The 23,222-nt window shown below is 71.7% G+C and carries 21 protein-coding genes; 13 read left to right on the top strand and 8 right to left on the bottom strand.

Annotated features, from left to right (window positions below; genetic code table 11):
• The first annotated feature begins 2 nt into the window (after positions 1-2).
• Positions 3-689 carry a hypothetical protein gene (locus tag V5E28_RS02195; protein WP_336204420.1) on the top strand — a complete coding sequence of 229 codons (687 nt, stop codon included), beginning with the start codon at positions 3-5 and terminating at the stop codon, positions 687-689.
• A gap of 16 nt (positions 690-705) precedes the next feature.
• On the opposite strand, the gene V5E28_RS02200 is transcribed toward V5E28_RS02195, so the two are convergent.
• Genes V5E28_RS02200 through V5E28_RS02210 form a run of 3 tightly spaced genes read right to left on the bottom strand, consistent with a single transcriptional unit; the run spans position 706 to position 4,204 of the window.
• Complete coding sequence (locus tag V5E28_RS02200; RefSeq protein WP_336204422.1) at positions 706-1,806, bottom strand: 5-methyltetrahydropteroyltriglutamate--homocysteine S-methyltransferase; 1,101 nt, start codon at positions 1,804-1,806, stop codon at positions 706-708.
• Positions 1,807-1,864: 58 nt separating this feature from the next.
• On the bottom strand, positions 1,865-3,352 hold the full coding sequence (locus tag V5E28_RS02205) for an acyl-CoA synthetase (protein ID WP_336204424.1): 1,488 nt from the start codon (positions 3,350-3,352) through the stop codon (positions 1,865-1,867).
• Between the two features lie 51 nt (positions 3,353-3,403).
• Positions 3,404-4,204: a PaaX family transcriptional regulator gene (locus V5E28_RS02210; RefSeq protein WP_336204425.1), complete on the bottom strand. Its 801-nt coding sequence runs from the start codon at positions 4,202-4,204 to the stop codon at positions 3,404-3,406.
• A 248-nt stretch (positions 4,205-4,452) separates the two neighbouring features.
• Here V5E28_RS02210 and V5E28_RS02215 point away from each other — a divergent pair, with 248 nt between their 5' ends.
• From V5E28_RS02215 to V5E28_RS02235, 5 genes are read left to right on the top strand one after another with little or no spacing between them, the layout of a single operon-like run.
• The gene (locus tag V5E28_RS02215; RefSeq protein ID WP_336204427.1) at positions 4,453-5,640 is read left to right on the top strand and encodes an ABC transporter substrate-binding protein; all 1,188 of its coding nucleotides are present in this window, start codon (positions 4,453-4,455) and stop codon (positions 5,638-5,640) included.
• Positions 5,641-5,643: 3 nt separating this feature from the next.
• Positions 5,644-6,399 carry an ABC transporter ATP-binding protein gene (locus tag V5E28_RS02220; RefSeq protein ID WP_336204428.1) on the top strand — a complete coding sequence of 252 codons (756 nt, stop codon included), beginning with the start codon at positions 5,644-5,646 and terminating at the stop codon, positions 6,397-6,399.
• The gene (locus V5E28_RS02225; RefSeq protein WP_336204430.1) at positions 6,396-7,055 is read left to right on the top strand and encodes an ABC transporter ATP-binding protein; all 660 of its coding nucleotides are present in this window, start codon (positions 6,396-6,398) and stop codon (positions 7,053-7,055) included. Before V5E28_RS02220 ends, V5E28_RS02225 begins: the two co-directional genes overlap by 4 nt.
• Before the next feature lie 25 nt (positions 7,056-7,080).
• Positions 7,081-7,941, top strand: a complete 861-nt coding sequence (locus V5E28_RS02230; protein WP_336204431.1) for a branched-chain amino acid ABC transporter permease — start codon at positions 7,081-7,083, stop codon at positions 7,939-7,941.
• Positions 7,938-8,897, top strand: a complete 960-nt coding sequence (locus V5E28_RS02235) for a branched-chain amino acid ABC transporter permease (protein WP_336204433.1) — start codon at positions 7,938-7,940, stop codon at positions 8,895-8,897. The genes V5E28_RS02230 and V5E28_RS02235 overlap by 4 nt, the downstream gene beginning before the upstream one ends.
• Here the strand turns inward: V5E28_RS02235 and V5E28_RS02240 are convergent.
• From V5E28_RS02240 to V5E28_RS02255, 4 genes are read right to left on the bottom strand one after another with little or no spacing between them, the layout of a single operon-like run.
• Positions 8,894-9,274, bottom strand: coding sequence for a YchJ family protein (locus V5E28_RS02240; RefSeq protein WP_336204435.1), 381 nt, complete (start codon positions 9,272-9,274; stop codon positions 8,894-8,896). The genes V5E28_RS02235 and V5E28_RS02240 overlap by 4 nt on opposite strands.
• A 5-nt stretch (positions 9,275-9,279) precedes the next feature.
• Positions 9,280-10,125 carry an NAD-dependent protein deacetylase gene (locus V5E28_RS02245; protein ID WP_336204437.1) on the bottom strand — a complete coding sequence of 282 codons (846 nt, stop codon included), beginning with the start codon at positions 10,123-10,125 and terminating at the stop codon, positions 9,280-9,282.
• Between the two features lie 44 nt (positions 10,126-10,169).
• Positions 10,170-10,571, bottom strand: coding sequence for a four-helix bundle copper-binding protein (locus V5E28_RS02250; protein ID WP_336204440.1), 402 nt, complete (start codon positions 10,569-10,571; stop codon positions 10,170-10,172).
• A 48-nt stretch (positions 10,572-10,619) separates the two neighbouring features.
• Positions 10,620-12,248, bottom strand: a complete 1,629-nt coding sequence (locus V5E28_RS02255; RefSeq protein ID WP_336204442.1) for a RecQ family ATP-dependent DNA helicase — start codon at positions 12,246-12,248, stop codon at positions 10,620-10,622.
• 272 nt (positions 12,249-12,520) lie between these two features.
• On the opposite strand from V5E28_RS02255, the gene V5E28_RS02260 reads away from it, so the two are divergent.
• Together V5E28_RS02260 and V5E28_RS02265 are read left to right on the top strand one after the other, a co-directional pair.
• A complete protein-coding gene (locus tag V5E28_RS02260; RefSeq protein WP_336204444.1) occupies positions 12,521-14,434 on the top strand; it encodes a heparinase II/III domain-containing protein in 1,914 nt (637 codons plus the stop codon).
• Positions 14,431-15,567: a substrate-binding domain-containing protein gene (locus V5E28_RS02265; RefSeq protein WP_336204446.1), complete on the top strand. Its 1,137-nt coding sequence runs from the start codon at positions 14,431-14,433 to the stop codon at positions 15,565-15,567. Before V5E28_RS02260 ends, V5E28_RS02265 begins: the two co-directional genes overlap by 4 nt.
• A gap of 348 nt (positions 15,568-15,915) precedes the next feature.
• Here the strand turns inward: V5E28_RS02265 and V5E28_RS02270 are convergent, their stop codons facing one another.
• Positions 15,916-17,883 carry a DUF2264 domain-containing protein gene (locus tag V5E28_RS02270; protein WP_336204448.1) on the bottom strand — a complete coding sequence of 656 codons (1,968 nt, stop codon included), beginning with the start codon at positions 17,881-17,883 and terminating at the stop codon, positions 15,916-15,918.
• A gap of 335 nt (positions 17,884-18,218) precedes the next feature.
• On the opposite strand from V5E28_RS02270, the gene V5E28_RS02275 reads away from it, so the two are divergent.
• The 5 genes from V5E28_RS02275 to V5E28_RS02295 all read left to right on the top strand — a co-directional run bounded on the left by V5E28_RS02275 (position 18,219) and on the right by V5E28_RS02295 (position 23,161).
• Entirely contained in the window at positions 18,219-19,235 is a 1,017-nt protein-coding gene (locus V5E28_RS02275) for a hydroxyacid dehydrogenase (RefSeq protein WP_336204450.1), read from the top strand.
• A 70-nt stretch (positions 19,236-19,305) separates the two neighbouring features.
• The gene (locus tag V5E28_RS02280; protein ID WP_336204452.1) at positions 19,306-20,574 is read left to right on the top strand and encodes an ABC transporter substrate-binding protein; all 1,269 of its coding nucleotides are present in this window, start codon (positions 19,306-19,308) and stop codon (positions 20,572-20,574) included.
• Between the two features lie 90 nt (positions 20,575-20,664).
• The gene (locus tag V5E28_RS02285) at positions 20,665-21,582 is read left to right on the top strand and encodes a carbohydrate ABC transporter permease (protein WP_336204454.1); all 918 of its coding nucleotides are present in this window, start codon (positions 20,665-20,667) and stop codon (positions 21,580-21,582) included.
• Positions 21,579-22,475 carry a carbohydrate ABC transporter permease gene (locus V5E28_RS02290; RefSeq protein WP_336204456.1) on the top strand — a complete coding sequence of 299 codons (897 nt, stop codon included), beginning with the start codon at positions 21,579-21,581 and terminating at the stop codon, positions 22,473-22,475. Before V5E28_RS02285 ends, V5E28_RS02290 begins: the two co-directional genes overlap by 4 nt.
• Positions 22,472-23,161, top strand: coding sequence for a hypothetical protein (locus tag V5E28_RS02295; protein WP_336204458.1), 690 nt, complete (start codon positions 22,472-22,474; stop codon positions 23,159-23,161). The genes V5E28_RS02290 and V5E28_RS02295 overlap by 4 nt, the downstream gene beginning before the upstream one ends.
• Positions 23,162-23,222: the final 61 nt, after the last annotated feature.

Below are 23,222 nucleotides of genomic sequence, written 5' to 3' on the forward strand. Positions count from 1 at the left end.
GCATGCTGTCCACTTCATCCTCGTTCTGGCGGGACAACCGCGTCGCGCTACTGTTGGGCGCCCTGACGGTGGCGCTGGCCGCCGTCGTCCGGTTCGTCATCCCCTACGAGCGCGAGATCAGCTCGATCTGGATGCTGCTGGTCAAGCTGACCCCGCAGCTCGCCGCCTTCGCCAGCGTCGCCTGGATCGACGTTGCGTGGGCGCGGCGGCTTCGGCTGCACCTGGTGGCGCTGCCCGCGATCTTCCTGGGCTTCCTCTGCTACTTCGTGCCCGCGACGTTCATGACCGCGCTGGACATGGTCGACGGCACCGCCGTGTTCGAGGACCTCTACCTGCACGTGGTCGTGTTCGTGCCGTTCATCATGATCGCGCTGGTGCTGGCCTACCGGCTCGGCGGCGGCTCGCGCGAGGGCGTGCTGCGGCTCGGCGCGGCCATGACGATCCTGCAGATGTCCGGCCTGGAGGACCTGGTGGCGGTGGTGCTGAACAGCAGGCTGGACGGCATCCCGGAGGTCTGGGACTGGGCGCACCACATCACGGTCCGGCTGGGCCACGTGGCGACGCGGACCGAGGCGTACGCCTTCATCGCGGTCCACGTGGTGCTCGCCGTGCTGGCGCTGACCGTGCCGAGGCGGCTGTTCACCGCGCTCGGCCGCCGGCTGCGTCCAGGCAGCCGGTCAGCCGTTTAGCCGTATGGCCGGGCGGTCAGCCCCACACCTCCCGCGCGGTCTCCGCGATCAGCGCCAGCTTGGCGAACTGCTGGTCGGAGGTGAGCTGGTTGCCCTCCACAGTGGAGGAGAAGCCGCACTGCGGCGACAGGCAGAGCTGGTCCAGGTCGACGAACTTGGCGGCCTCGTCGATGCGGCGCTTGAGCGCGTCCTTGGACTCCAGCTCGCCTCGCTTGGTGGTGACCAGCCCGAGCACCACCATCTTGCCCGGCGGCACGAACCGCAGCGGTTCGAAGCCTCCGGAGCGCTCGTCGTCGAACTCCAGGAAGAAGCCGTCCACCGCCAGCTCGCCGAACAGCGCCTCGGCGACGAAGTCGTAGCCGCCCGAGGCTGCCCAGGAGGAGCGGAAGTTACCGCGGCACATGTGCGTGGTGATCGTCATGCCCTCCGGTTTGGCGGCGAGCGCGGCGTTGATCTGCTTGATGTAGCGCAGGTGCATGTGCTCGGCGTCGTCACCGCGCTCGGCGAGCTCGGCCCGCTGGGCGGGGTCGTTGAGATAGGCCAGGCTGGTGTCGTCGAACTGCAGGTAGGTGCAGCCGAGCGCGCCGATCCTGCGCACCTGCTCGGCGTAGGCGGCGCTGAGGTCGCTCCAGAACTCCTCGACGTCCGGATAGACGGCGGGGTCGATGGAGGCGGGGCCGCCCCGGTAGTGGACCATGCTGGGCGAGGGGATGGTCAGCTTGGGCACGGCCGTGCTCACGGTGTCGCGCAGGAACGCGAAGTCGTCGGCGAAGATCGGCTCGTCGAGCCTGATCCTCTCGTGGACGCGCAGCGCGGCGGGGGTGAACTCGATGTCCCCCTTGTCGTTGTGGAAGCGGACCGTGATGTGCTCGTCGGTGGCCTGGCCGATGCCGCCGAGCCGGTAGATGAAGTCCATGTGCCAGGAGGCGCGGCGGAACTCGCCGTCGGTGGCCGACTGCAGCCCGATCTCCTCCTGCCTGCGCACGACCTCGCGGATGGCCGCGTCCTCGGCCTCGCGCAGCTCCTGGCCGGTGCCGGCCTCCCGGGCTCGCAGCAGCGCGGGCGGGCGCAGCAGGCTGCCTACGTGGTCCGCGCGGAACGGGGGCGAGGTGCGCATGCGGGTCATCTCCTCTGTCCGGTTGAGCTCTGTCCGGGTTGGGCGGGCCGCGCGTCCATCACCGTGCCGTCCCGCCGTAGAGCGTCCTGAGCCGGGCCTTGAGCAGCTTGCCTGCCGCGTTTCTGGGCAACTCGGGGACGAACTCCACATGTTTCGGGATCTTGTAGCGGGCGAGCCGGCCGTACAGGTGGGCGATCAGGTCCTCGGGCCGCACCGTCTCACCGGGCCGCAGCACGACCAGGGCCTTGCCGACCTCGCCCCACTTGTGGTCGGCGACGCCGATCACCGCGCACTCCGCCACCGCGGGATGGCCGTACAGGGCGCTCTCCACCTCGGCCGGGTAGATGTTCTCGCCACCTGAGATGATCATGTCGTTGATCCGGTCGGAGATGCGGACGTAGCCGTCCTCGTCGGCGACGCCGACGTCGCCGGAGCGCAGCCACCCGTCGGCCGACAGCACCTTCTCGGTCTCCTCCGGCCGCCGCCAGTAGCCGGGCGTCACGTTCGGGCCCTGTACGTGGACCTCGCCCGGCTGGCCGGGAGCCGCGAGGGATCCGTCAGGGGCGACCAGTTTGACGTCGGAGAAGAAGCACGGAACGCCCGCCGAGCCGGCCTTGTCGGCGGGGTGCCCGGCCGCCAGGAAGAGGGCGCCCGGCGCCGTCTCGGTCAGGCCGTACCCCTGCAGGAGGGTCAGCCCGCGATCCTGGTAGGTCCGGATGAGCGGCTCGGGCAGCGGCGCGCCGCCGCACAGCAGGTGGCGCAGGCTGGACAGGTCGGCCCGCGCCCAGCGCGGCGACTGCGTCAGGAAGGTGAACATGGCGGGCACCCCGAACATCACGGTGATCCGCTCGGCCTCGATCAGGTCGAAGGTCGTGTCGACGTCGAAGGCGGGCTCCAGGATGGCCCTGCCGCCCTTGAGCACCGACGGGATCAGCGTCTGGGCCAGGGCGGCGATGTGGAACATGGGCGCGCTGATCAGCGTCACCTCGTCATCGGCGAGCGGGACGTCGACGAGCAGGTTGAAGGCGTTCCAGACCAGGTTGCCGTGGGTGAGCATGGCGCCCTTGGGCCGGCCCGTCGTGCCCGAGGTGTACATGATCAGGCACAGGTCGTCCAGGCTCACCGGCTCGTCGATCGCCCCGGGGTCGCCCTCGGCCAGCAGGTCTTCGTAGCCGTTCGCCGACACGTGGCGGCCCGGCAGGCCGGCGCCGTCGTGCCCCTCGCCCAGCAGGACGATCTCCGCCCCGGCGTCCTCGACGATGTAGCGCGTCTCGGGCGCGGCCAGGCGGGTGTTGAGCGGGACGAACACCGCCCCGAGGGCCCCGGTGGCGAAGAACGTCTCCACCAGCGCCGGATCGTTGGCGCCGAGGTAGGCGACCCGGTCGCCGCGCCGCACGCCGAGGCGAGCGAGGGCGCGGGCGAGCCGGTTCGCCCTGGCGTGCAGGTCGCGGTAGGTCCGGTCCCGGCCGCGGTACGTCAGCGCCACCCGGTCCGGCGTCATCCGCGCCCTGCGTGCCGGCCACGAGCCCAGCCCCTGATTCCGCATCGGCACTCCTCGACGGTCTCGCCATCAAGTTAGGCCACTAGGCAACGGCTGTCACCGTTCTGCCCAACTTTCCCCGCATGCGTCCGGCACCGTGTCGAGGATCCCGGCCGCGATCGCCGCGGCCTCCGGCTTGAACCGCTCGTGCAGGACATGGCAGATCCGCTGCGCCTTCTCGGCGGGCCAGCCGTACGGCAGGTAGCGGAGCGGGAGCCGGGGATCGGTCCTGATGATCTGCAGCCACTCCGTGAGCAGCATCAGCGAGCGGGCCAGGTCGTCCGGCGCACCGGACTCGGGGTCGGCCCGATCCCAGCGCCGCAGGAACCCCTCGTAGCGCCGCCCCAGCCCCGCCAGGTCGTAGGCGTCCCCGATCAGCGCGTGCATGTCGGTGGGATGCTTGGGCTCGGCCGAGAACACCTTCACCCCAGCGCCGATCCCGTCGATCACCCTGGCCGCGTCCACCTCGCCGGGAGCGATCCACAGACCGTTCTGCAACGGCCCGAACCCGGCCCAGATCAACCGGGAACGCAACTCGTGCCGCTGCCGCTGCCATGACTCCGGCAGCGAGAAGCCGACGAGCGTCCACCGGTCCTCGCCCGCGTCGTTGACGACGCCGCTGTGCCAGATGCGCCGCTCTCCGTCCTTGAGCACCTGGGCGCTCGTCGCGGTGAGGCCGAAGTACATCCGCCGCCCGGCCCGCTGGCGGCGCAGCAGCCCGCGGTTGACCATCCGGGTCAGCGTGGAGCGCGTCGCCTCCTCGGAGATCCCGACCCGGGCGAACGCCTCGATGAAGCTCCCGGAGAACACGCAGATGCCCCGGCCGTACACGTAGTCGCCGAGGAAGGTCAAGATCACCGATTGGGGTCGTACGCCGCCCTCGCGCCCCTGTGCCGCCACGTCCCCGCTCCCGACCATAAGTTGGGCATTCTATTGACAGCCGTAATGTACCTGCCTAAATTCAGGGCACGCGAGGGAGCGCCGTCGCCTGGACTGAGGAGCGGCGGGAGCGAAGCGACCAGAGCGACGAGGGAAGGCGGCGGCTCCCCCAGCGACCGAGCCGCCTCACGGAGTGAGGCCATAAGACGCGGGTCCAGGAGGTCCATATGCGCAGGCTTCTCCCGTCCTTGGCGTGTCTCGTGCTGGCCGCGGTCGCCTGCGGCGGCAACGGCGGCGAGGAGTCCGGCGCCGGAGACCCGATCAAGGTCGGCCTCATCGTCTCGCTGACCGGCAACTACACGCCGCTGGGCAGCGAGGACAAGAAGGCCGTGGAGCTCGTCGTCGAGCAGGTCAACGCCCAGGGCGGGCTGCTCGGCCGCAAGGTGGAGCTGGTCACCCGCGACGACAAGACCGCTCCCGACCAGGGCATCGTGGCCTACAACCAGATCAAGGGCGACATCGACGCGCTCATCGGCCCGGTCTTCTCCAACTGCGCGCTGGCCATCGAGCCGATCGCCCAGCGCGACAAGATGCCCTATCTGTCGCTGGCCCCCGCCCAGGAGCAGGTCGAGCCGATCAAGTCCTACGTCTTCGTCACCCCCGCGCTGTCGAGCATGTACGCCGAGCGCTATCTGCAGTACATCCAGGCCGAGGGCATCAAGACGGTGGCCGTCGCCTGGGACTCCAAGAGCGCCTACTCGGTGTCCGGGCACAAGGCGATGGTCGCGCTGGCTCCCAAGTACGGCGTGACGATCGCCGTGGACGAGCCGTACGAGACCAACACCTCCGACTTCAGCCCGCTGTTCACCCACGTGCGCGAGTCCAAGGCGGAGGCGCTGGTCTTCTGGGGCTCCGGCGCGCCGGGTGTCACCGCGGCCAAGCAGTACACCGCGTCCGGGCTGAAGACCCCGCTGTTCCTGACCGCCTCCCAGGCGAGCAAGCTCTGGCTGGAGCCGATGGGCGCCGCCGCCGAGGGCATGACCGTGCAGAGCGCCATCGGCGTCGTGGGCGAGCACCTGCCCGACGGCAAGCAGAAGCAGATCATCGAGCAGATGGCCGGGCCGTACGAGCAGAAGCACGGCTACCCGCCGCCGCAGTTCGCCCAGGACGGCTACAGCGCCGGCCTGCTGCTGTTCGAGGCGATCAAGAAGGCCGGCAGCACCGACAAGGCCAAGGTCCAGCAGGCTCTGGAGTCGATGGACCTCATCACCCCGAACGGCCGCTTCCGCTACTCCCCCACCGACCACTCCGGCCTGTCCCCCGAGTTCATCTCGGTCAACACGGTGAAGGACGGCGAGTTCGTCCCCACCGACTGGGCCAAGGAGCAGCTCACCAAGACCGTCAACGCGGGGTAGCGGGTGCTGACGGTCACCGGGGTCTCACGCTCCTTCGGCGGCGTCTACGCCGTCCGCGACGTCACGCTCGGCGTCGCCGAGGGCGAGGTGTGCGGCATCATCGGGCCCAACGGCGCCGGCAAGTCCACGCTGTTCAACCTCATCACCGGCCATCTGACGGCCGACCGGGGCGAGATCTCCTTCCTCGGGCACCGCGTCGACCGGCTCGCGCCGCACCGGCGTGCCAGGCTCGGCATGTCCATCGTCTTCCAGGGGGCCAGGGTCTTCCGCGGCATGACGGTCAGGGAGAACGTCATGGTCGGCATGCACGGCCGGACCCGCTCCGGGTTCGTGTCGGCGGCGCTGCGGCTGCCCCGCCACCACCGCGACGAGCGGGAGATCGCGCGCGAGGCGGACGCGGCCCTGGACCGGGTCGGGCTGGCCGAGTGGGCCGGCCGGCCCACCGACCTGCTGCCCATCGGGCAGCAGCGCGCCCTGCAGCTCGCCCGCGCCCTGTGCGCGCGGCCCAGGCTGCTGCTGCTCGACGAGCCCGCGTCCGGCCTGCGCGGCGGCGAGCGCGAGCACCTCGCCGCGCTGGTGGAGGAGCTGCGCGCGGGCGGGCTGACCATCCTGCTCATCGAGCACGACGTCGCCTTCGTGACGCGGCTCGCCGACCGCGTCGTCGTCCTGGACCTCGGACAGGTCATCGCCGACGGCTCCCCGGCCGAGGTCCGCGAGGACCCGCTCGTGCTCGCGGCCTATCTCGGACAGGCCTCATGATCGACGTCACGGACCTGGTCGTCTCGTACGGCACGGCCACCGCTCTCGATCACGTCACCCTCTCGGTAGGGCAGGGTGAGATGGTGGCGCTGCTCGGGCCGAACGGGGCGGGGAAGTCCACGCTGGCCAACACGCTGGCGGGCCTCCTCGCCCCGGCCTCGGGCACCGTCCGGGTCGGGGGCAGGCTGGCGCTGATCCCGGAGGGCCGCCAGCTCTTTCCTGATATGTCGGTCGCCGACAATCTGGCTCTGGGCGGCTGGCGCTCGGGGCGGCGCGACCCCTCCGCCGTGTACGACCTGCTGCCGCGCCTGGCCGAGCTGTCGAGCAGGCGCGCGGGCGTGCTGTCGGGCGGCGAGCAGCAGATGGTGGCCTTCGGCCGGGCCATGATGTCGCGCCCCGAGGCGCTCGTGGTCGACGAGCTGTCGCTCGGCCTCGCTCCCAACGTCACCGCCGACCTGGCCGCGCACCTGGCCGAGCTCAACCGGGAGCACGGGCTGACCGTGCTGCTCATCGAGCAGAACGCGCGCCTGGCCTTCGAGCTGTGCCGCCGGGCGTACGTGCTGGAGTCCGGGCGGCTGGTGGCCGAAGGGGACAGCGCCGAGCTGGCCGAGGATCCGCGGGTGGCCAGCGCCTACCTCGGCGGGGCGATCACATGAGCGTCCCGGACGCGGGGGTGGGACCGTGAGCGCCTTCTTGACGTACCTGCTCAACGGCCTGGCCGTCGGGTGCGCGATCGCGCTGATCGCCAGCGGCCTGGTCGTCATCCACCGGGTCACCGGCGTGGTGAACTTCGCCCAGGGGACGTTCGCCGTGGTCGCCGGGCTGTGCACCTCCTCGCTGCTGGGGATGGGGCTGCCGCACGGCCTCAGCGAGGTCGCCGCCGTCCTGGCGGGGGCGGTGGCCGGGCTGCTGACCGGCCTGGTCGCCATCGGCCGGCGGGGCACGAGCCCCCTGTCGGCGCTCATCGTCACCCTCGGCGTGGGCGTGCTGGCCTACGCCGTCGAGATCGTCCTGTGGGGCGACCAGCCGCGCTCGGCCCCCGGCCTGGCCGGCTCGGTGACCATCGCGGGAGCGCGGATCCAGACCCAGCACCTGCTGGTCATCTGCGTCACCGCGGCGACGTTCGTGCTGCTCGCGCTCTTCTTCGGCCGCACCTACCTGGGCAAGGCGCTGACCGCGTGCGCCTCCAACCCGTACGCCGCCCGGGTGGTCGGCATCGACACCCGGCGGATGGGGCTGCTCGCCTTCGCGCTCGGCGGCCTGCTCGGCGGGCTCGCCGGGGTGCTGATCACGCCCCTGCGGCCGATCTCCTTCGACACCGACGTCACGCTGATCGTCAACGGCTTCGCCGCCGCCGTCTTCGGCGCGCTCACCCGCCCGGTCATCACCCTCGCCGGAGCGCTGCTGCTCGGCGTGGCCGAGACCATGGCGGCGGGCTACGGCTACGGGTCGCATCAGCTGGAGGTCGCGCTGGGACTCATGATCGTCGTGATGATCGTCCAGGCGAGCCGCCGCTCCACCATCCACCAGGAAACGGTGTGAAGCGGCTCGCGGGCGGGCTCGTGGCCGCCGCCGTCACGCTCGCGCTGCCCGCGCTGCTCGACGACAGCGCGCTGGCCGTCTACATCCTGCTCGGCCTGGCGGCCATGGTCACCGTCGGGGTCTCGCTGCTCATGGGCTACGCGGGACAGGTCTCGCTCGGCCAGGGCGCCTTCTACGCCATCGGCGCGTACACCGCCGCGCTGCTCACCCTGGGCGGCGTGCCCCCGCTCGCCGGCCTGATCGCCGCCCCGCTCGTCGCGGCCGCGTCCGCGCTGGTGATCGGCACACCCCTGCTGCGGCTGCGCGGCCACCACCTGGCCTTCGCGACCCTGGCCATGCAGCTCATCCTGCTGTCCCTGGCGGGGCAGCTGGAGATCACCGGCGGCGACATCGGGCTGCAGGCCATCCCCCAGTTCGGCATCGGGTCGTGGGAGATGAGCAGCGCGGTCGCGTACGCCTATCTGACGTGGGCGGGCCTCGCCCTGGTGATGCTGGCGACCCACAACGTCATCACCTCACGCCCCGGCCGCGCCCTGCGCGCCCTGGCCACCAGCGAGACCGCCGCCGCCTCCTCCGGTATCCCCGTCGGCCGCTACAAGCTCGTCGTGTTCGCCCTGTCGGCCGCGTTCGCCGGCCTGGCGGGCGGCATCTACTGCTTCTACACCGGCTACGTGGCACCCGGCTCGTTCCCGGTGCTGATCTCGATCCAGTACATCGTCATGGCCGTCGTGGGCGGGCTCGGCACCATCTGGGGAGCCGTCGTCGGCGCCACTGCGGTCACCCTGCTGGTGCAGGCGCTCAACACCGTCGGCGCGCTGCCCGGGATGCCCACCTACGCGCCGAGCGTGCTGTCGTACGCCGTCTACGCGCTCGTCCTCATCGTCGTGGTGCTCTTCCTGCCGCACGGGCTGCTGCCCGCGATCACCCGGCGCCTGCCGCGCACCGCGAAGCGCTAGACGACGCCGGCGTAGACCCAGCGGCCGTCGAGCCGGACGAACCTGCTGTGCTCCTCCAGCTCCCCCGGCCGGCCGCGCTCGACGTAGTGGGCGCGGAACCGTACGGTGCCCTCGGTGTGGACGACGCCGCCACCCGTGGTCTGCAGGATCTCCAGACGGGTCCAGCGCAGCCGCCGGTCCAGGTCCAGGCGGGCGGGGCGGTCGGCCGGATGCCAGGTGCGCAGCAGGTAGGGGGCGTCGCCGGTGCCGAACGCGGCGAAGCGCGACCGCATGAGCAGCTCGGCCGTGGGGGCCGACGCCTCGCCGCGGTGGAAGCGGCCGCAGCAGTCCTGGTACGGGGCGGGCAGGCCGCAGGGGCAGGTGGCTGGAGCGGGCATGCCGTCTATTGTGCCCGGCTGAGCCGCTGCTCCAGCCGGGACGTGAGGTCGGTGAGCGTCCACCCGAGCGGGGCGTCCAGGGTGAGAGCGGCGTCGGCGTCGCCGCGGGTCGGGCCCTGGTTGACGATGGCGATCGGGATGCCGAGGTCGGCGGCCCGGCCGACGAACCGCAGGCCGGAGCGGACCGCGAGCGAGGAGCCGAGGACGAGCAGCGCCCGAGCGCCCGCCACGAGGGCGAAGCACTCGTCCACGCGGGGGCGGGGCACGTTCTCGCCGAAGAACACCACGTCGGGCTTGAGCAGGCCGCCGCACGTCTCGCAGTCGACCACCCGGAACCCCTCGACCTGCTCGTCGTCGAGCACGGCGTCGCCGTCGGGGTTGATCTGGCCGGCGGCGGCGTCCCACTGCGCGTTGGCCGCCCGGAGGCGGCGCTCCAGCTCGGTGCGGGGGGTGCGCGCCCGGCACGACAGGCAGACGACCCGGTCGAGGCCGCCGTGCAGCTCGATGACCCGCCGCGCTCCCGCCGCCTGGTGCAGGCCGTCGACGTTCTGGGTGACGATGCCGGCGAGCAGGCCGCGCCGCTCCAGCTCGGCCACCGCCCGGTGCCCGTCGTTGGGCCGCGCGGCGCCGATCTGCCGCCAGCCGACGTGGCTGCGCGCCCAGTAGCGTCGCCGCGCCTGCGCGCTGCCGACGAACCGCTGGTAGGTCATCGGCTCGGCCTTGCGGGCCAGGCCCGTCGGCCCCCGGTAGTCCGGGATGCCCGACTCCGTGGACAGGCCCGCCCCGCTGAGCACCGCAACCTCGCCGCCGGCCACCAGGTCGGCCAGCGACCTCCTCGCGCTCTCGCTCACAGCTCCATGGTGCCCCACCCGCTCCGATGCCCGGTGACGCGGGATCAGCCGAACGCGGTGAGGAGCGCCAGGCAGCTCGCGGCGCACCGGCGGCAGTCCTCGGCGCACACACGGCAGTGCTCGTGCTCGCTCGCGTGGCGCTCGCACTCCTCCGCGCAGCGGAAGCAGATCTCGATGCAGGCCCTGAGCTGGGCGCGGGTGAGGTCGGCGTCGTAGCCGAGGCGGCGCGACAGCGCCCTGGCCGTCGCCTCGCAGAGGTCGGCGCAGTCCAGAGCGGTCCGGATGCACGTGCGGAGCAGGGCGAGCTGCTCCTGGCCGAGGCAGGAGCCGGCACATGCCGTGCAGATCTGCGCACAGTCGAACAGCGCGTGCACCGCGTCGGCGATCAGGCCGCGGTCCGCGCCGACATCGGCGGGACCGGGGTCGAGCATCCCGCATACGAGCATGTCAGAGCTCCTTTCTCCGTGGTCAACCGCTGCCCGGTCAGACCATGTTCACACCAGCTCGGGCGCATCCGTCTCGCGCATCAGGCCCTCCTCGATCACGGCGGACAGGAGCAGCTCGCGGTAGCCGCCGTCGCGGAAGAGCACGGTCAGCCGGTCCCGCTCGCGGCGGATGACCTCTCCCGGCCCCCACGCGGTGTGCTCGACGTGGGCGTGCATCTGGAAGGGGCCCGCCTCGGCGCCGTTCTGCTCGACCGCCGTCCCGGCATGGCAGGTGTCGCAGTTCCCGCACGGAGCCGGGAGCCGCTCGCCGAAGTAGCCCAGCAGGAACACGCGCCGGCAGTCCCGGGTCTCGGCGTAGCGTCGCATCATCTCCAGGCGGGTGCGCTCGATGTCCCGGCGCTGCTCGGCCACCGCCCTGGCGGCCCGCGCCGCCTCGGCCGTGGCCTGTCCGGCCCACCCGACCGTACGGGTGCCGAGCCTGACCGCGCCCGCCTTCTCCAGCAGGTTCAGCAGCGACGTCAGCCGCCGGGGGGTGAGGTCGAGCTCCTCGCGCAGCCGCTTGCGGTCGGTCCGCCCACCGGCCTCCACCGCCTCCGCGACCCGGGCGAGCGCCTCCTCGTCGGGGAGCGCCCCGGTGAAGAACCGCTGTAACCCCAGATCCTCCGCCCGGTAGAACAGCACCCCCGCGGCCGGCTCCCCGTCCCTGCCCGCCCGCCCGATCTCCTGGTAGTACGAGTCCAGCGACCCGGGCACCTGGGCGTGGACGACGAACCGCACATCCGGCTTGTCGATCCCCATCCCGAAGGCGCTGGTGGCCACGACGACGTCCAGGTCTCCCGCCATGAACGCCGCCTGCACCCCGTCGCGCTCGGCCCTGCGCATGCCCGCGTGGTAGGCGGCGGCCCTGACACCGCCGTCCGCCAGCCGCTGCGCCAGCTGACCGGTCTGCTTGCGCGTGCTGGTGTACACGAGCCCGGGTACGTCCAGCTCGCCGACCGCCTCGGCCACCTCCTCACCGCCGTCGCCGGACGAGCGCCGCACCTCCAGCCGGATGTTGGCCCGGTCGAACCCGCGCACGATCTGCAGCGGATCCCGCATGCCGAGCCGCTCGACGATCTCCGCCCGCACCGGCGGCGCCGCCGTGGCGGTCAGAGCCGCGACCACCGGCCTGCCGAGCGCCTCGACGACGGCCCCGAGCCTCAGGTAGTCCGGCCGGAAGTCATGCCCCCACGCGGACACGCAGTGGGCCTCGTCCACCACCAGCAGCGACGGCGCCGCGGCGGCCAGCTCGCGCACCACGTCCGGCCGGGCGAGCTGCTCGGGGGCGCAGAACAGGAACTCCGTCTCGCCCGCGCGCAACGACTCGAACGACGAGGCCCGCTCCCTCGCGGACGTCGCGGCGTCCAGGCTCACCGCTTCCTCGTCCCGCTCGCGCAGCGCCTCCACCTGGTCGCGTTGCAGCGCGACCAGCGGCGACACCACCAGCGTCGGGCCGTCCAGGAGCAGCGCGGGCACCTGGTAGATCGCCGACTTCCCGGCCCCTGTCGGCATCACCGCCAGGGTGTCGCGCCCGTCCGCCAGCGCCGCCATCGCCTCCAGCTGGCCGGGCCGCAGCTCGTCCAGGCCCAGGACGTCGCGCGCCACCCGCTCGCACCTGTCTTCAATCGTCTCCGGCATCCGGCCCCTTCCTGAGAGAAGGCCCTCCACTGCCCCCGCCCCCGGCACTTCACGCCTAGCTGCCGATCGACTGGACCCCCGTCGGTGATGTTCTCCTCTGTTCGGAAGTGATCGGACGGCGAGCGCGCCACCTCGTCCCATGGCGGGCGCGGTCTCGTCCGTCGAGGCGGATGCGGGGATACGACGCCGATCGGCAGCGGCGAACGATGTGTTCGTTGATTCAACTTCGATCACATCCGATCGGTACTATGGGGTCCCCCGCGAGGAGGACTATGACGCACACCGCACCCGGCACCGCCACCCGCCCGCCGAGCCACACCAGCCCCGGTCCTCTGCTCGCCGCCTGGGGAGCCGCCTCCTCGTGGGAGAGGCTGGTCCACACCCTGCTGCCGCCGGACGCCGCCCTGCCCGCGCCTTCCAGCGCCGCCGCGGCCGGCGAGGCCGGCCCGCTGGTCGCCGTGCGGGAGCGGGCGGAGGCCGAGCTGGGGACGCCGTGGCCGCAGCCGCTGGCCTCGCAGTACGCGCGCTACTTCCGCGACGGCAACCGCACGGTCTACGAGGGCAACGTGTTCGGGCGGCAGGACCGGCTGACCCGGGCCGTGCTCATGGCGGTCGCGAGCGGCGACGAGCGGTGGCTGGACGAGGCCGCCGACGGGATGGTCCTGCTGTGCGAGCAGAGCTCGTGGTGCTGGCCGGCGCATGAGGACACGTGCCGGCCGAGGGGGACGGTCCTGCCCGACGTGGCCGAGCCGTGCCTCGATCTGGGGGCCGCCGACGTGGCCGCCCAGCTGGCCTGGGCCGATCACGCGCTCGGGGCGCGGCTGGACGCGCGGTTCCCCGGACTGCGGGAGCGGACGCGGGCGGAGGTGCGGGTGCGGGTACTGGAGCCGTTCACGCGGCGGCGCGACTGGCACTGGCTCGGGCTCGACGGCGACGTGCACAACTGGTGCCCGTGGATCTGCGGCAACATCCTCGTCGCCGCGCTGCGCCTGGGCGAGCAGGGGGACGAGCGGGCGCGGCAGGTCGCGCTGGCTCTGGAGGGCGTCGACCGCTACCTCGCGGCGCTGCCGGCCGACGGCTCGATCGACGAGGGCTACGAATACTGGTGGAACGGCGCCTGCCGCGCGCTGGAGGCGCTCGACGTGCTGGAGCACGCCACGTCGGGCGCGCTCAGCGCCGGCCGGGTGCCGGTCGTGCGGGAGACCGTACGCTTCCCGCACCGGATGCACCTGGGCGGGCCGTGGTATCTGAACTTCGCCGACGCCCGGGCCCGGCCGTCGAGTGACTTCCCCTGGCAGGCGCTGCACCGGTGGGCCCGACGGCTCGGAGAGCAGGACGCGGTCCGGCACGCCGCCGCACATCAGGGTCCGGTCTCCGTCACGGCCGAGCTCGGCCGGGCGCTGAACGAGCTCGCCGACACCGAGTGGCGGCGGGCGGCCGGGGGCGAGCCGCCCCTGGTCTCCGGCTTCTGGCTGCCGGGCACGCAGGTCGGCCTCGCGCGGCCCGCCGCCGGGACGCCGCTCGGCCTCACGCTCGCGGTCAAGGGCGGGCACAACGGCGAGCATCACAACCACAACGACGTCGGCGCCGTCGTCGTCGCCGTGGACGGCGTGCCGGTCATCGTGGACGCGGGACGGCCCACGTACACGGCGCAGACCTTCGGGCCGGACCGTTACGCGATCTGGACGATGCAGAGCAGCTGGCACAGCGTTCCGGAGGTACGGGGCACGCCACAGGGGCAGGGCAGCCGGTTCCGGGCCCGCGACGCCGAGGCGGTGGACACGCCCGGAGTGTTCGAGGCGCGGATGGACCTCGCGGCGGCGTACCCCGTACCCGAGCTGGAACGGTGGCGGCGGACTGCCCGGCTCGACCGGGCCGCGTCGCGGGTGACGATCGAGGACGTCTGGAGCTTCACCGGCGCGGGCGGCGCCCCGAGCGTGCTGCACTTCCTGCTGGCCGGGCAGGTGGACCTCGCCGCCGGGCACGTGGCGGTGCGGCCCCTGGACGGCGCCCGCGACGTGCTCGTCACCTGGGATCCGGGGCCGGTCACGGCCTCGCTCACCGTACGCGAGCTGGACGATCCGATGCTCCGCGCGGTGTGGGGCGAGCGGCTGACCCGGCTGGAGCTGCGGCTGCCCGACACGGCGCGCGGCTCGCTCCAGGTCCGGGTGGAGGTGCGCCCGTGAGCGTCGCCGACTCCCCCACGCCGCTGCCCGACGAGCGCCGCGCCCAGGTGGTCGAGCTGCTGCGCCGGCGTGGCGTCGTACGCGTCAACGATCTGGCCACGGAGCTCGACGTCTCCGCGATCACCGTCCGGCGCGACATCGCGCTGCTCGCCTCCCAGGGGCTCATCCGCCGAGTGCGCGGCGGGGCCGTGCTCCACGGTGGAGCGCTCGCCGACACGCTCGCCGTCAAGGATCCGGAGACGCCGGCCCCGCAGGCGGCGCCCGTTCCGGACGGCGGGGGGCAGCAGCTCACGATCGGCGTGGTCGTCCCGTCGCTCGACTACTACTGGCCCGACGTGATCCGCGGCGTCCGTCAGGCCGCCGCGGCGTCCGGCGCCAGGATCGTGCTGCGCGGCGCCACCTACCAGGCCGCCGACGAGCGCCGCCAGCTCTCCTGGCTGGTGGAGTCGGTGGGGGTGGACGGGCTGCTCGTCGCGCCGACCACCACAGGGGACGACGGCGAGGCCCTGGTCCGGTGGCTGCAGCACACCGACGTGCCGGTGGTGCTCATCGAACGCACCGCCACCGTCGGGCCCTACCAGGAGGCGATGGAGTCGGTGGTCAGCGACCACGCGCTCGGGGCGGCGATGGCGGTGCGGCACCTCGCAGCGCTCGGCCACCGGCGCGTCGGGGTGATCACCACGCTGCAGAGCCCCACGGCCCCGCACATACGGCGCGGCTGGCGGCAGGCCTGCGAGGAGCTCGGCCTTCCTCTCAACGGCGCACTCGACGTCACCACGGTCGACCAGCGGGACCCCGAGTGGTCCGCGGTGGTCGACGACGTGCTCGACAGATCCCTGGCATCAGGTACGACCGCGCTGCTGGTGCACTCGGACCCGGAGGCGATCAGCCTGGTCGAGCGCTGCCAGGAGCGCGGCATCCGGGTGCCCGGCGACCTCACCGTCGTCACCTACGACGACGAGGTGGCCGAGCTGTGCGACCCGCCGCTGACCGCGGTCCGCCCGCCGAAGTCGGCCATCGGCCATGCGGCCTTCGCCTTGCTCGCGGCACGCCTGGCCGATCCGGACCCGCAACGGCCCGCGCACCGGGTGGTCGTCGAACCACGGCTGATCGTCCGCTCGTCCTCGTCGTAGGAGTCGCTCCTCACCCAGGTGCTCAGGGACAGGCGGGATGCCCCCGGACTCGCCAGGCGACTCCCCTCGTCACGAGTTAAGATCGTTCGTGCCGGGCTTAGGTGACCTGGTGCGGTTTGGAGTACTTGGTCCCCTGGCGGTGTGGACAGCTGACGGGCGACCGGTGCGGGTGCCCGAAGCGAAGTCACGGGCGCTGCTGGCCGACCTGCTGGTGCACGAGTGCCGCCCGGCAACACGTTGCAAGACCAAGGTCTCCCAGCTGCGCCGGCCCCTGGAGCTGGCCGAGCCCGGCGGTCGCGGACCGGTCGGCTTCCAGCGCGGCCACCCTCCCCTTGGGGCGTCGTCCGGTCAGCCGAGGGCGACGGAGGTGTCCACCGTGTCGGTCGTTCCGTCCGGCCAGGAGATGCGGGCGCTCGCCGGGCCGTCCCAGGAGAGCGCCGGCGCCTCCGGCGGCTCCTCGCCGCCGAGGAGGACCACCGCCTCGTACCACCTGTCCGGCTGGGCGGCCGTGCTGGTGGCGCACCACGGGATGAGCGTCCGAGCGGCGAGCGGCGAGGAGTCCTCGGCGGCGGTCACGCCCGACAGGTCCAGTCCCGGCCCGGGGATGACGCGGGAGTGAGCGGCGCCGTTCCAGGTGGCCGCCGTCTCGCCGCGGTCCGTGTCGGAGGCCGGAGTCCGCGCGGGGAGGGGCCAGCCGCCTATGCGCAGCACGCCTGGGGTGTCGCCTGCCTCCGCCAGGCGTACCAGCCGTACCTCCCACGGGCCGCGGGCGACGGACAGGACAGTGATGTGCGGGCCGAGGCGGACCGTGCCCGAGCGGCCGGAGCCGTGGTCGGGGCCGGTGGCGTCGGGGACGACCCAGTGGGCCTGCCAGCGGGAGGCGCCGAGGAGGGTGCCGGAGGGGAGCTGGTCGAGCAGGAGGGTCTCGAAGCCGGTGCGGTGACTGGGCAGGCCGTGCTCGTCGAGGATGACGACCGACTGGTCCAGCGGCTGGTCGGCGTGCTCGCCCGCGAGGACGGGGGAGGTGGCGGTCGAGTAGCCGAGGCGGGCGTACAGCGGCGAGTCGGTCAGGTTCGTGCCGGGGTGTGAGTGGTCGGTGCCGTGGTTGAGCACGCGGACGATGCCGTCGGAGCGGGTGCCGCTGACCAGCCAGCCGGGAGCGGGGATGGCGAGCCCGTAGTCGCCGGTGTCGATCGGGAGGGGTTCTTCGACGGCCGTCCACACCGGGTGGTCGGCGGGCAGGGACAGGCCGTACAGGCCCTTGGCCGCCCAGTAGGGCGAGCCCGGGCCGGAGTAGGACTGGGCGATGGGCCGCCAGGGGTGGTGCCAGCCGAGGGTGAGGAGGCCGTCGTCGTCGGGGGCGCCGTGGTCGGCGAAGTGGCGGACGATGCCGGAGGCGGCGCGGCGCAGTAGGCCGGGGGCGGGGGTGGACAGTCCCGCGCGGGCGCCCGTCCAGAAGGGGGTGGCGGCGGCGAACCGGTAGGTGAGGCTGCGCCCCTGGATGAGGGGGGATCCGTCGGCGCCGACGAGATGGACCGCGTCCCGCAGGTAGCGCTCCAGCCGCCGCAGGTAGACCGGCCGCCGCGAGTCCGCCGCCGGGTCCCCTGCCGCCATCTCCGTCCACAACAACGGGTAGAACTGCAGGGCCCATCCGGCGTAGTGGTCGTAGGACCGTTCGGCGCCGTCGGCGTACCAGCCGTTCTCCCGCGCGAAGCCGTCGGTGAGCGCGAGCCCTTCGTCGATGTCCCGGCGCATGTCGGCCCTTGGAGCGTCCGGAGCACCGGCGCCGACCGAGAGAAGGAACTGCTCGACCACGATCTGGAACCAGATCCAGTTGATCGGCGGGTAGCCGGAGCCGATCGCGGGCGTCAGGTAGTCGACGACCTGCTCCTGGACGCGCGGGTCGAGCCGGTCCCACAGCCATGGCCTGGTCAGGTGGAGCACCAGGGCGATGGACGCGGCCTCGACCTTGGCCTGGTCGTGCTCGTCGAGCCTCACCCAGCGCTCCGGCGAGTGCGGGTCCGTGCCCGCGGCCAGCCCCTTGGCGTACCACTCCATCAGCCCGTGCGGGTCACGCCCGCCCTCCCCCGCCACCCGGAAGCCGGCCGCCAGGAAGGTCCGCGCGAAGCCTTCGAGCGCGTCGACGTCGGCGCCGTACCCTCCGGCGGGGCCGGGGAAGGAGACGCGCGCGTGGCTGTCGGAGGCATGGCGCCGGGCGGTCAGCAGGAGGTCGTCGGCGAGCGCCGCCCAGTGGTCTCGGGTCCACCCGGTGTACGGCGAGAGCCGCCGGTCGTCGAACTCTCGCAGGGTGCGCATGCGGTCCTCCTGTGCGGCGGGGGCGTCGCCGGATCGCGACGGGAGGTGATGCTGGCACCGTCACCGCGGGGCGTCAAGACGCTTTCTGATCAGAAACGCTCACTTCGATCACCTGTGCGCACAGGCCTTGACGCTTTCGGAGGCCGATGACAACATCGCATCTTCGTTCCTGTTACATGAGCATCACCGATCTTCCGCAGCACAGGAGCACCACGCCGACCGATCAATAACGATCGCATGAACTGATCGTTTTTGATTAACAAAGTGTTGACGTGATTGAAACGATCGGACATGATCGGCGGCACTGGTAAGCGCTTGCCGCCGAAGGGACCCGAGTGAGAGACGGACGCCGACCGCAGGCCCTGCTGGTCATGGACCCCGCGCATTTCAGCGTGCAGTTCCAGGAGCCGCAGTTACGCCGGTTGCGCTCGCTGACCGAGCTCGCGGACCCGGTTCCCGTCACCGACCTCGACGCGGCGGACGTGCGAAGCCGGCTGCGCGAGGTGGAGGTGCTCGTGACGTCGTGGGGCTGCCCGGAGCTGACGGCGGAGCGGCTCGCCGACGCGCCGAAACTCCGGGCGATCTTCCACTGCGCGGGCACGGTGCGCACCTTCGTCACCGACGAGGTGTGGCGCCGAGGGATCCTCGTGACCACCGCGGCCGACGAGAACGCGATCCCGGTCGCCGAGTTCACCCTCGCGGCGGTCATCTTCGCCGGCAAGAAGGCCCCGTTCCTCGCCCAGGACGCGCGCGAACATCGCGACACCTGGTCCTACGCCGCCTCGCGCGGCGAGCTGTCCAACCGCGGGCGGACCATCGGCGTCGTCGGCTTCTCACGGACCGGACGCCGGGTCACCGATCGACTGCGAAGCCTGGAGGTGGACATCCTGGTGGCCGACCCGTACGCCGACCCGGCCGAGGTCAGCGCCGCCGGCGCCCACCTGGTCCCGCTGCCCGAGCTGCTGCGCCGCTGCGACGTGCTCACCCTGCACGTTCCCGCGCTGCCGTCCACCCGTCACCTCATCGGGGCGAAGGAACTCGCCCTGTTGCGACGAGGCGCTACGGTGATCAACACCGCGCGTGGCGCTGTCCTGGACACCGCGGCGCTGGAGAGCGAGTGCGCCACGGGACGGCTCGACGCCATCCTCGACGTCACCGAGCCGGAACCGCTGCCCGCGGACTCACTGCTGTACGACCTGCCCAACGTCATGATCACCCCCCACATCGCCGGCTCTCTCGGATCCGAGACCCGGCGCATGAGTGAGAGTGCGCTCGACGAGCTCGAACGCTACCTGTCCGGCAAGCCGCCGCGCGCGGCCGTCACCCCAGACGAGTTCGTGGTGAGCGCCTGAGCTCTGAGACCGGCTCGATGGAAAGGAGACCGGATCAATGATCGCTTCGAACACGCTAGGAGGGCGCGGAGTGCGACGCCGCCTTGTGAAGTGCACGGCGGCGGCTGCCGTCCTCGCGCTCGCCGTGACCGCGTGCGGAGGCGCTGCCGAGCCCGCCGAGGAGGGGGGCAACGTCACGCTGTCCGTCACGGTGTGGAACCTCGCCAAGACCCCCGAGTTCAAAGCGCTCTTCGACGCCTTCGAGAAGGCGAACCCGGGCGTCAAGATCGAGCCGGTCGACATCCTGGCCGACGACTATCCCGAGAAGGTCACCACGATGCTCGCCGGCGGTGACAAGACCGACGTGATCACCATGAAGAACGTCACCGACTACTCGCGCTACTCCAGCCGCGGGCAACTCGTCGACCTCACCGATCTGGTGAAGTCGACCGACACCTCCAAGCTGGCCGGCCTGGACGCCTTCAACGTCAACAACGCCTACTTCGCGATGCCGTACCGCCAGGACTTCTGGCTGCTCTACTACAACAAGACCCTCACCGACAAGGCCGGTGTGAAGTTCGACGACGGCATCACGTGGGACGAGTACGCCAAGTACGCCCAGCAGCTCACGCAGGGCGACGGCGCCAAGAAGACCTACGGCACCTACCACCACACGTGGCGCTCGGTCGTCCAGGCCATCTCGGCCGCCCAGACCGGCGGCGACCAGCTCAGCGGCGACTACAGCTTCTTCACCGATCAGTACAACCTGGCGCTCGGGCTGCAGAAGGCCGGTAACGCCCTGGACTTCGGCACCGCGACCGCGCAGCAGGCCGACTACCGGACCATGTTCGAGACCGGCGCGACCGCCATGATGCCCATGGGCACCTGGTACATCTCCGGCATCCTGGAGGCGAAGGAGAAGGGCGCCAGCAAGGTCGAGTGGGGGCTGGCCCCGATGCCGCAGCGGCCGGGGGCCACGGACGTGACGACGTTCGGCTCGCCGACGGCCTTCGCCGTCAACAAGCGCGCCGAGCACGCCGACATGGCCAGGAAGTTCGTGCAGTTCGCCGCGGGCAAGGCCGGCGCCGACGCGATCACCAAGGTGGGCGTGGTGCCGGCGCTGCAGAGCCCCGAGATCACCGAGGCGTACTTCTCGCTCAAGGGCATGCCGGCCGACCCGATGTCCAAGAAGGCGTTCGAGCCCGACAAGGTCGTGCTGGAAATGCCCGTCAGCGACAAGACCTCCGACATCGACACGATCCTCAACGAGGAGCACCAGCTCATCATGGTCGGCGAGAAGTCGCCCGCCGACGGCATCCGCTCGATGAACGACCGCGTCAAGAGCGAAGTACTCAACTGAGAACCGGCGGCGGGCCCGGCGATGTCCGGCGCCCGCCGCCTGCTCGGGCGCGCACCGAAGGAGCTACAAAGGATCATCATGGCGCATGTAATGACGCAACCGGCGCCGGCCGCGCCGAAAGATCCCCCCCGGCGGCCCCGGGCCTGGCGCAACACCCTGATCGGGTGGAGCTTCATCCTGCCGAACTTCGTCGGCTTCGCCCTGTTCACGCTCGTCCCCATGGTCGCGGCGTTCGCGCTGGCGTTCATGGAGTGGGACTCCTACAGCGCGCCGGAGTGGGTGGGACTGGACAACTTCCAGCGGCTGCTGGGCGACGAGAACTTCCGGGTCGCGCTCTTCAACACCCTCTACTACGCGGCCGGCCACATCCCGCTGACGCTGATCGCCGCGCTCTGCCTCGCGCTGGTGCTCGACAGGAAGCTGCGCGGCGTGCAGTTCTTCCGCACCGCCGCCTTCTTCCCGTACATCACCTCCCTGGTCGCCGTGGCCGTCGTGTTCAACATGCTGTTCAACCCGACGGCGGGCCCGGTCAACCAGTTCCTGCAGGTGCTGGGGATCTCCGACCCGCCCAGGTGGGTGGCGAGCACCGACTGGGTGATGCCGACGGTGATCATGACCAGCGTCTGGCGGGACATGGGCTACTACATGGTGCTCTTCCTCGCCGGGTTGCAGACGATCCCCAGGGAGTACTACGAGGCGGCCAAGGTCGACGGCGCCGGCGCCTGGCAGCGCTTCTGGAGCATCACGCTGCCGTGCCTGCGGCCGACGACGTTCTTCGTCCTGGTCATGCTGACGATCCAGAGCTTCAAGATCCTCGACCTGATCCAGGTCATGACGGAGGGCGGCCCCGGCCGCAGCACGCTGGTCCTGGCCCTGCTCGTCTACAGGGAGGGCATCAGGGAGGGAGAGTTCGGCTACTCCTCGGCGATCGCCCTGGTGCTGTTCGTGATCGTCCTGACCGTGACGGTCGTCCAGTTCCGTCTCAACGAGCGGAGGAGTGCCACATGACCGCGCTGCACGATGCTCCCCCGGCCGCGCGGCGCCGCCCGCCGGCGCCCTCCTCCGGTCCGCGGCGGCGCGGACGGCGCCTGGTCCGCACGGTCCTGGCGTACGCCGCGCTCGCCGTGGTGACGGCGATCGTGCTCGTGCCGTTCGCGTGGATGCTGTCGTCGTCGCTGAAGCGCGACAACCAGGTCTTCACCATCCCCATCGAGTGGATCCCGCAGGAGCTGCGCTGGTCGAACTTCGTCGACATCTGGACGCAGATCCCGCTGGCGACCTATCTGGGCAACTCGGTGTTCCTGTCGGTCACGATCACCTTCCTGCAGGTGCTCACCGGGAGCTTCGCCGCCTACGGGTTCTCCAAGGTGCGCTTCCCCGGCCGGGACACGCTCTTCCTGCTCTACATCGGCACGATCGCGGTGCCGTGGCAGGCGTACATGGTGCCGCAGTACATCATGATGCAGCAGGCCGACCTGACCAACACGCACCTGGCGATCATCCTGCTGCAGGCGTTCGGCGCGTTCGGCGTGTTCCTCATGCGGCAGTACTACATGTCGATCCCCGACGAGCTGTGCGAGGCCGCGCGCATCGACGGGCTGAGCGAGTACGGCATCTACCGGCGGATCATGCTGCCGCTGTCGAAGCCCGCGCTGGCGAGCCTGGCCCTGCTCACCTTCGTCAGCACCTGGAACGACTACATGGGGCCGTTCATCTACCTGACGAGCAACGAGCTGTGGACGGTCCAGCTCGGCCTGCGCTCGTTCATCGGCCAGTACAGCGCCGACTACGCCATGATCATGACGGGGGCGGTGCTCTCCGTGCTGCCGATCCTGGTCATCTTCCTGTTCGGGCAGCGCTACTTCATCCAGGGCATCGCGACGAGCGGGCTGAAGGGATGAGCGCGATCCGCGGCCTGCTCCGGCCCGCCAGGCAGGAGACGTACGAGAGGGTGTTCGGCGCCGTGTACGTCGGCCTGATGACGAACGTGCTGCTCGCCGTCGCGTGCGCGCCGCTGCTCCTGGCGCTGGCGATCGTGCGCGACCCGCTGGCGTCGTGGCCGTTCTTCGCCGTGCTGTCGGCGCTGTGCGCGCCGGCGCTCGCCGGGGCGTTCAGGTGTTTCGCCGCGCTGGGCGAGGGGTCGACGGCCGTGCTCGGCGCGTTCTGGGGCGGCTACCGCCAGGCCGCCGGCCGGGCGCTCGCCGTCTGGGCCGCGGGTGCGGCGCTGGTGAGCGTGCTGGTCCTGGACGCCGTCGTGGTCTCGCGGACCTCGTGGGGGCCGCTGCTGGTGCCGTTCTTCGCCACCGCGACCGCGCTGGCCGTGGCCGTGGCCGTGGCGCTGCTCGTGGTGGTCGCCGAGACGCCGCGCGGCGTGCGGCTGCGCGGTCTGGTCCTGCCGTGTCTCTTCCTGGTGGCGCGCCGCTGGTACCTGACCGCGCCCACCGTCGCCGTGCTCGCCCTGGCCGTCGCGGTCATCCTGGTCAAGCCGGTGGTCGGCGTGCTGCTGGCGTGCGCGCCCCTGCTGTACGTCGCCTGGTCCACCACCAGGCACGTGGTCGCCCCGGCGATGCCGGCGACAGCCCGGTAAGACATACGCCGGAAGCTCACCGGCGGTCCACTCTCCCCTCAACAGTTGGTCATGCCAGCCG

The sequence above is a fragment of the Nonomuraea sp. LPB2021202275-12-8 genome (assembly GCF_037044575.1).
Taxonomy (GTDB): Bacteria; Actinomycetota; Actinomycetes; order Streptosporangiales; family Streptosporangiaceae; genus Nonomuraea.

Coding starts and splice junctions, on each gene's coding strand:
- V5E28_RS02260 (WP_336204444.1), top strand. CDS start 12,521: ATGACGCACACCGCACCCGGCACCGCCACCCGCCCGCCGAGCCACACC.
- V5E28_RS02290 (WP_336204456.1), top strand. CDS start 21,579: ATGACCGCGCTGCACGATGCTCCCCCGGCCGCGCGGCGCCGCCCGCCG.
- V5E28_RS02195 (WP_336204420.1), top strand. CDS start 3: ATGCTGTCCACTTCATCCTCGTTCTGGCGGGACAACCGCGTCGCGCTA.
- V5E28_RS02285 (WP_336204454.1), top strand. CDS start 20,665: ATGACGCAACCGGCGCCGGCCGCGCCGAAAGATCCCCCCCGGCGGCCC.
- V5E28_RS02250 (WP_336204440.1), bottom strand. CDS start 10,571: ATGCTCGTATGCGGGATGCTCGACCCCGGTCCCGCCGATGTCGGCGCG.
- V5E28_RS02240 (WP_336204435.1), bottom strand. CDS start 9,274: ATGCCCGCTCCAGCCACCTGCCCCTGCGGCCTGCCCGCCCCGTACCAG.
- V5E28_RS02225 (WP_336204430.1), top strand. CDS start 6,396: ATGATCGACGTCACGGACCTGGTCGTCTCGTACGGCACGGCCACCGCT.
- V5E28_RS02270 (WP_336204448.1), bottom strand. CDS start 17,883: ATGCGCACCCTGCGAGAGTTCGACGACCGGCGGCTCTCGCCGTACACC.
- V5E28_RS02200 (WP_336204422.1), bottom strand. CDS start 1,806: ATGCGCACCTCGCCCCCGTTCCGCGCGGACCACGTAGGCAGCCTGCTG.
- V5E28_RS02205 (WP_336204424.1), bottom strand. CDS start 3,352: ATGCGGAATCAGGGGCTGGGCTCGTGGCCGGCACGCAGGGCGCGGATG.
- V5E28_RS02295 (WP_336204458.1), top strand. CDS start 22,472: ATGAGCGCGATCCGCGGCCTGCTCCGGCCCGCCAGGCAGGAGACGTAC.
- V5E28_RS02255 (WP_336204442.1), bottom strand. CDS start 12,248: ATGCCGGAGACGATTGAAGACAGGTGCGAGCGGGTGGCGCGCGACGTC.
- V5E28_RS02215 (WP_336204427.1), top strand. CDS start 4,453: ATGCGCAGGCTTCTCCCGTCCTTGGCGTGTCTCGTGCTGGCCGCGGTC.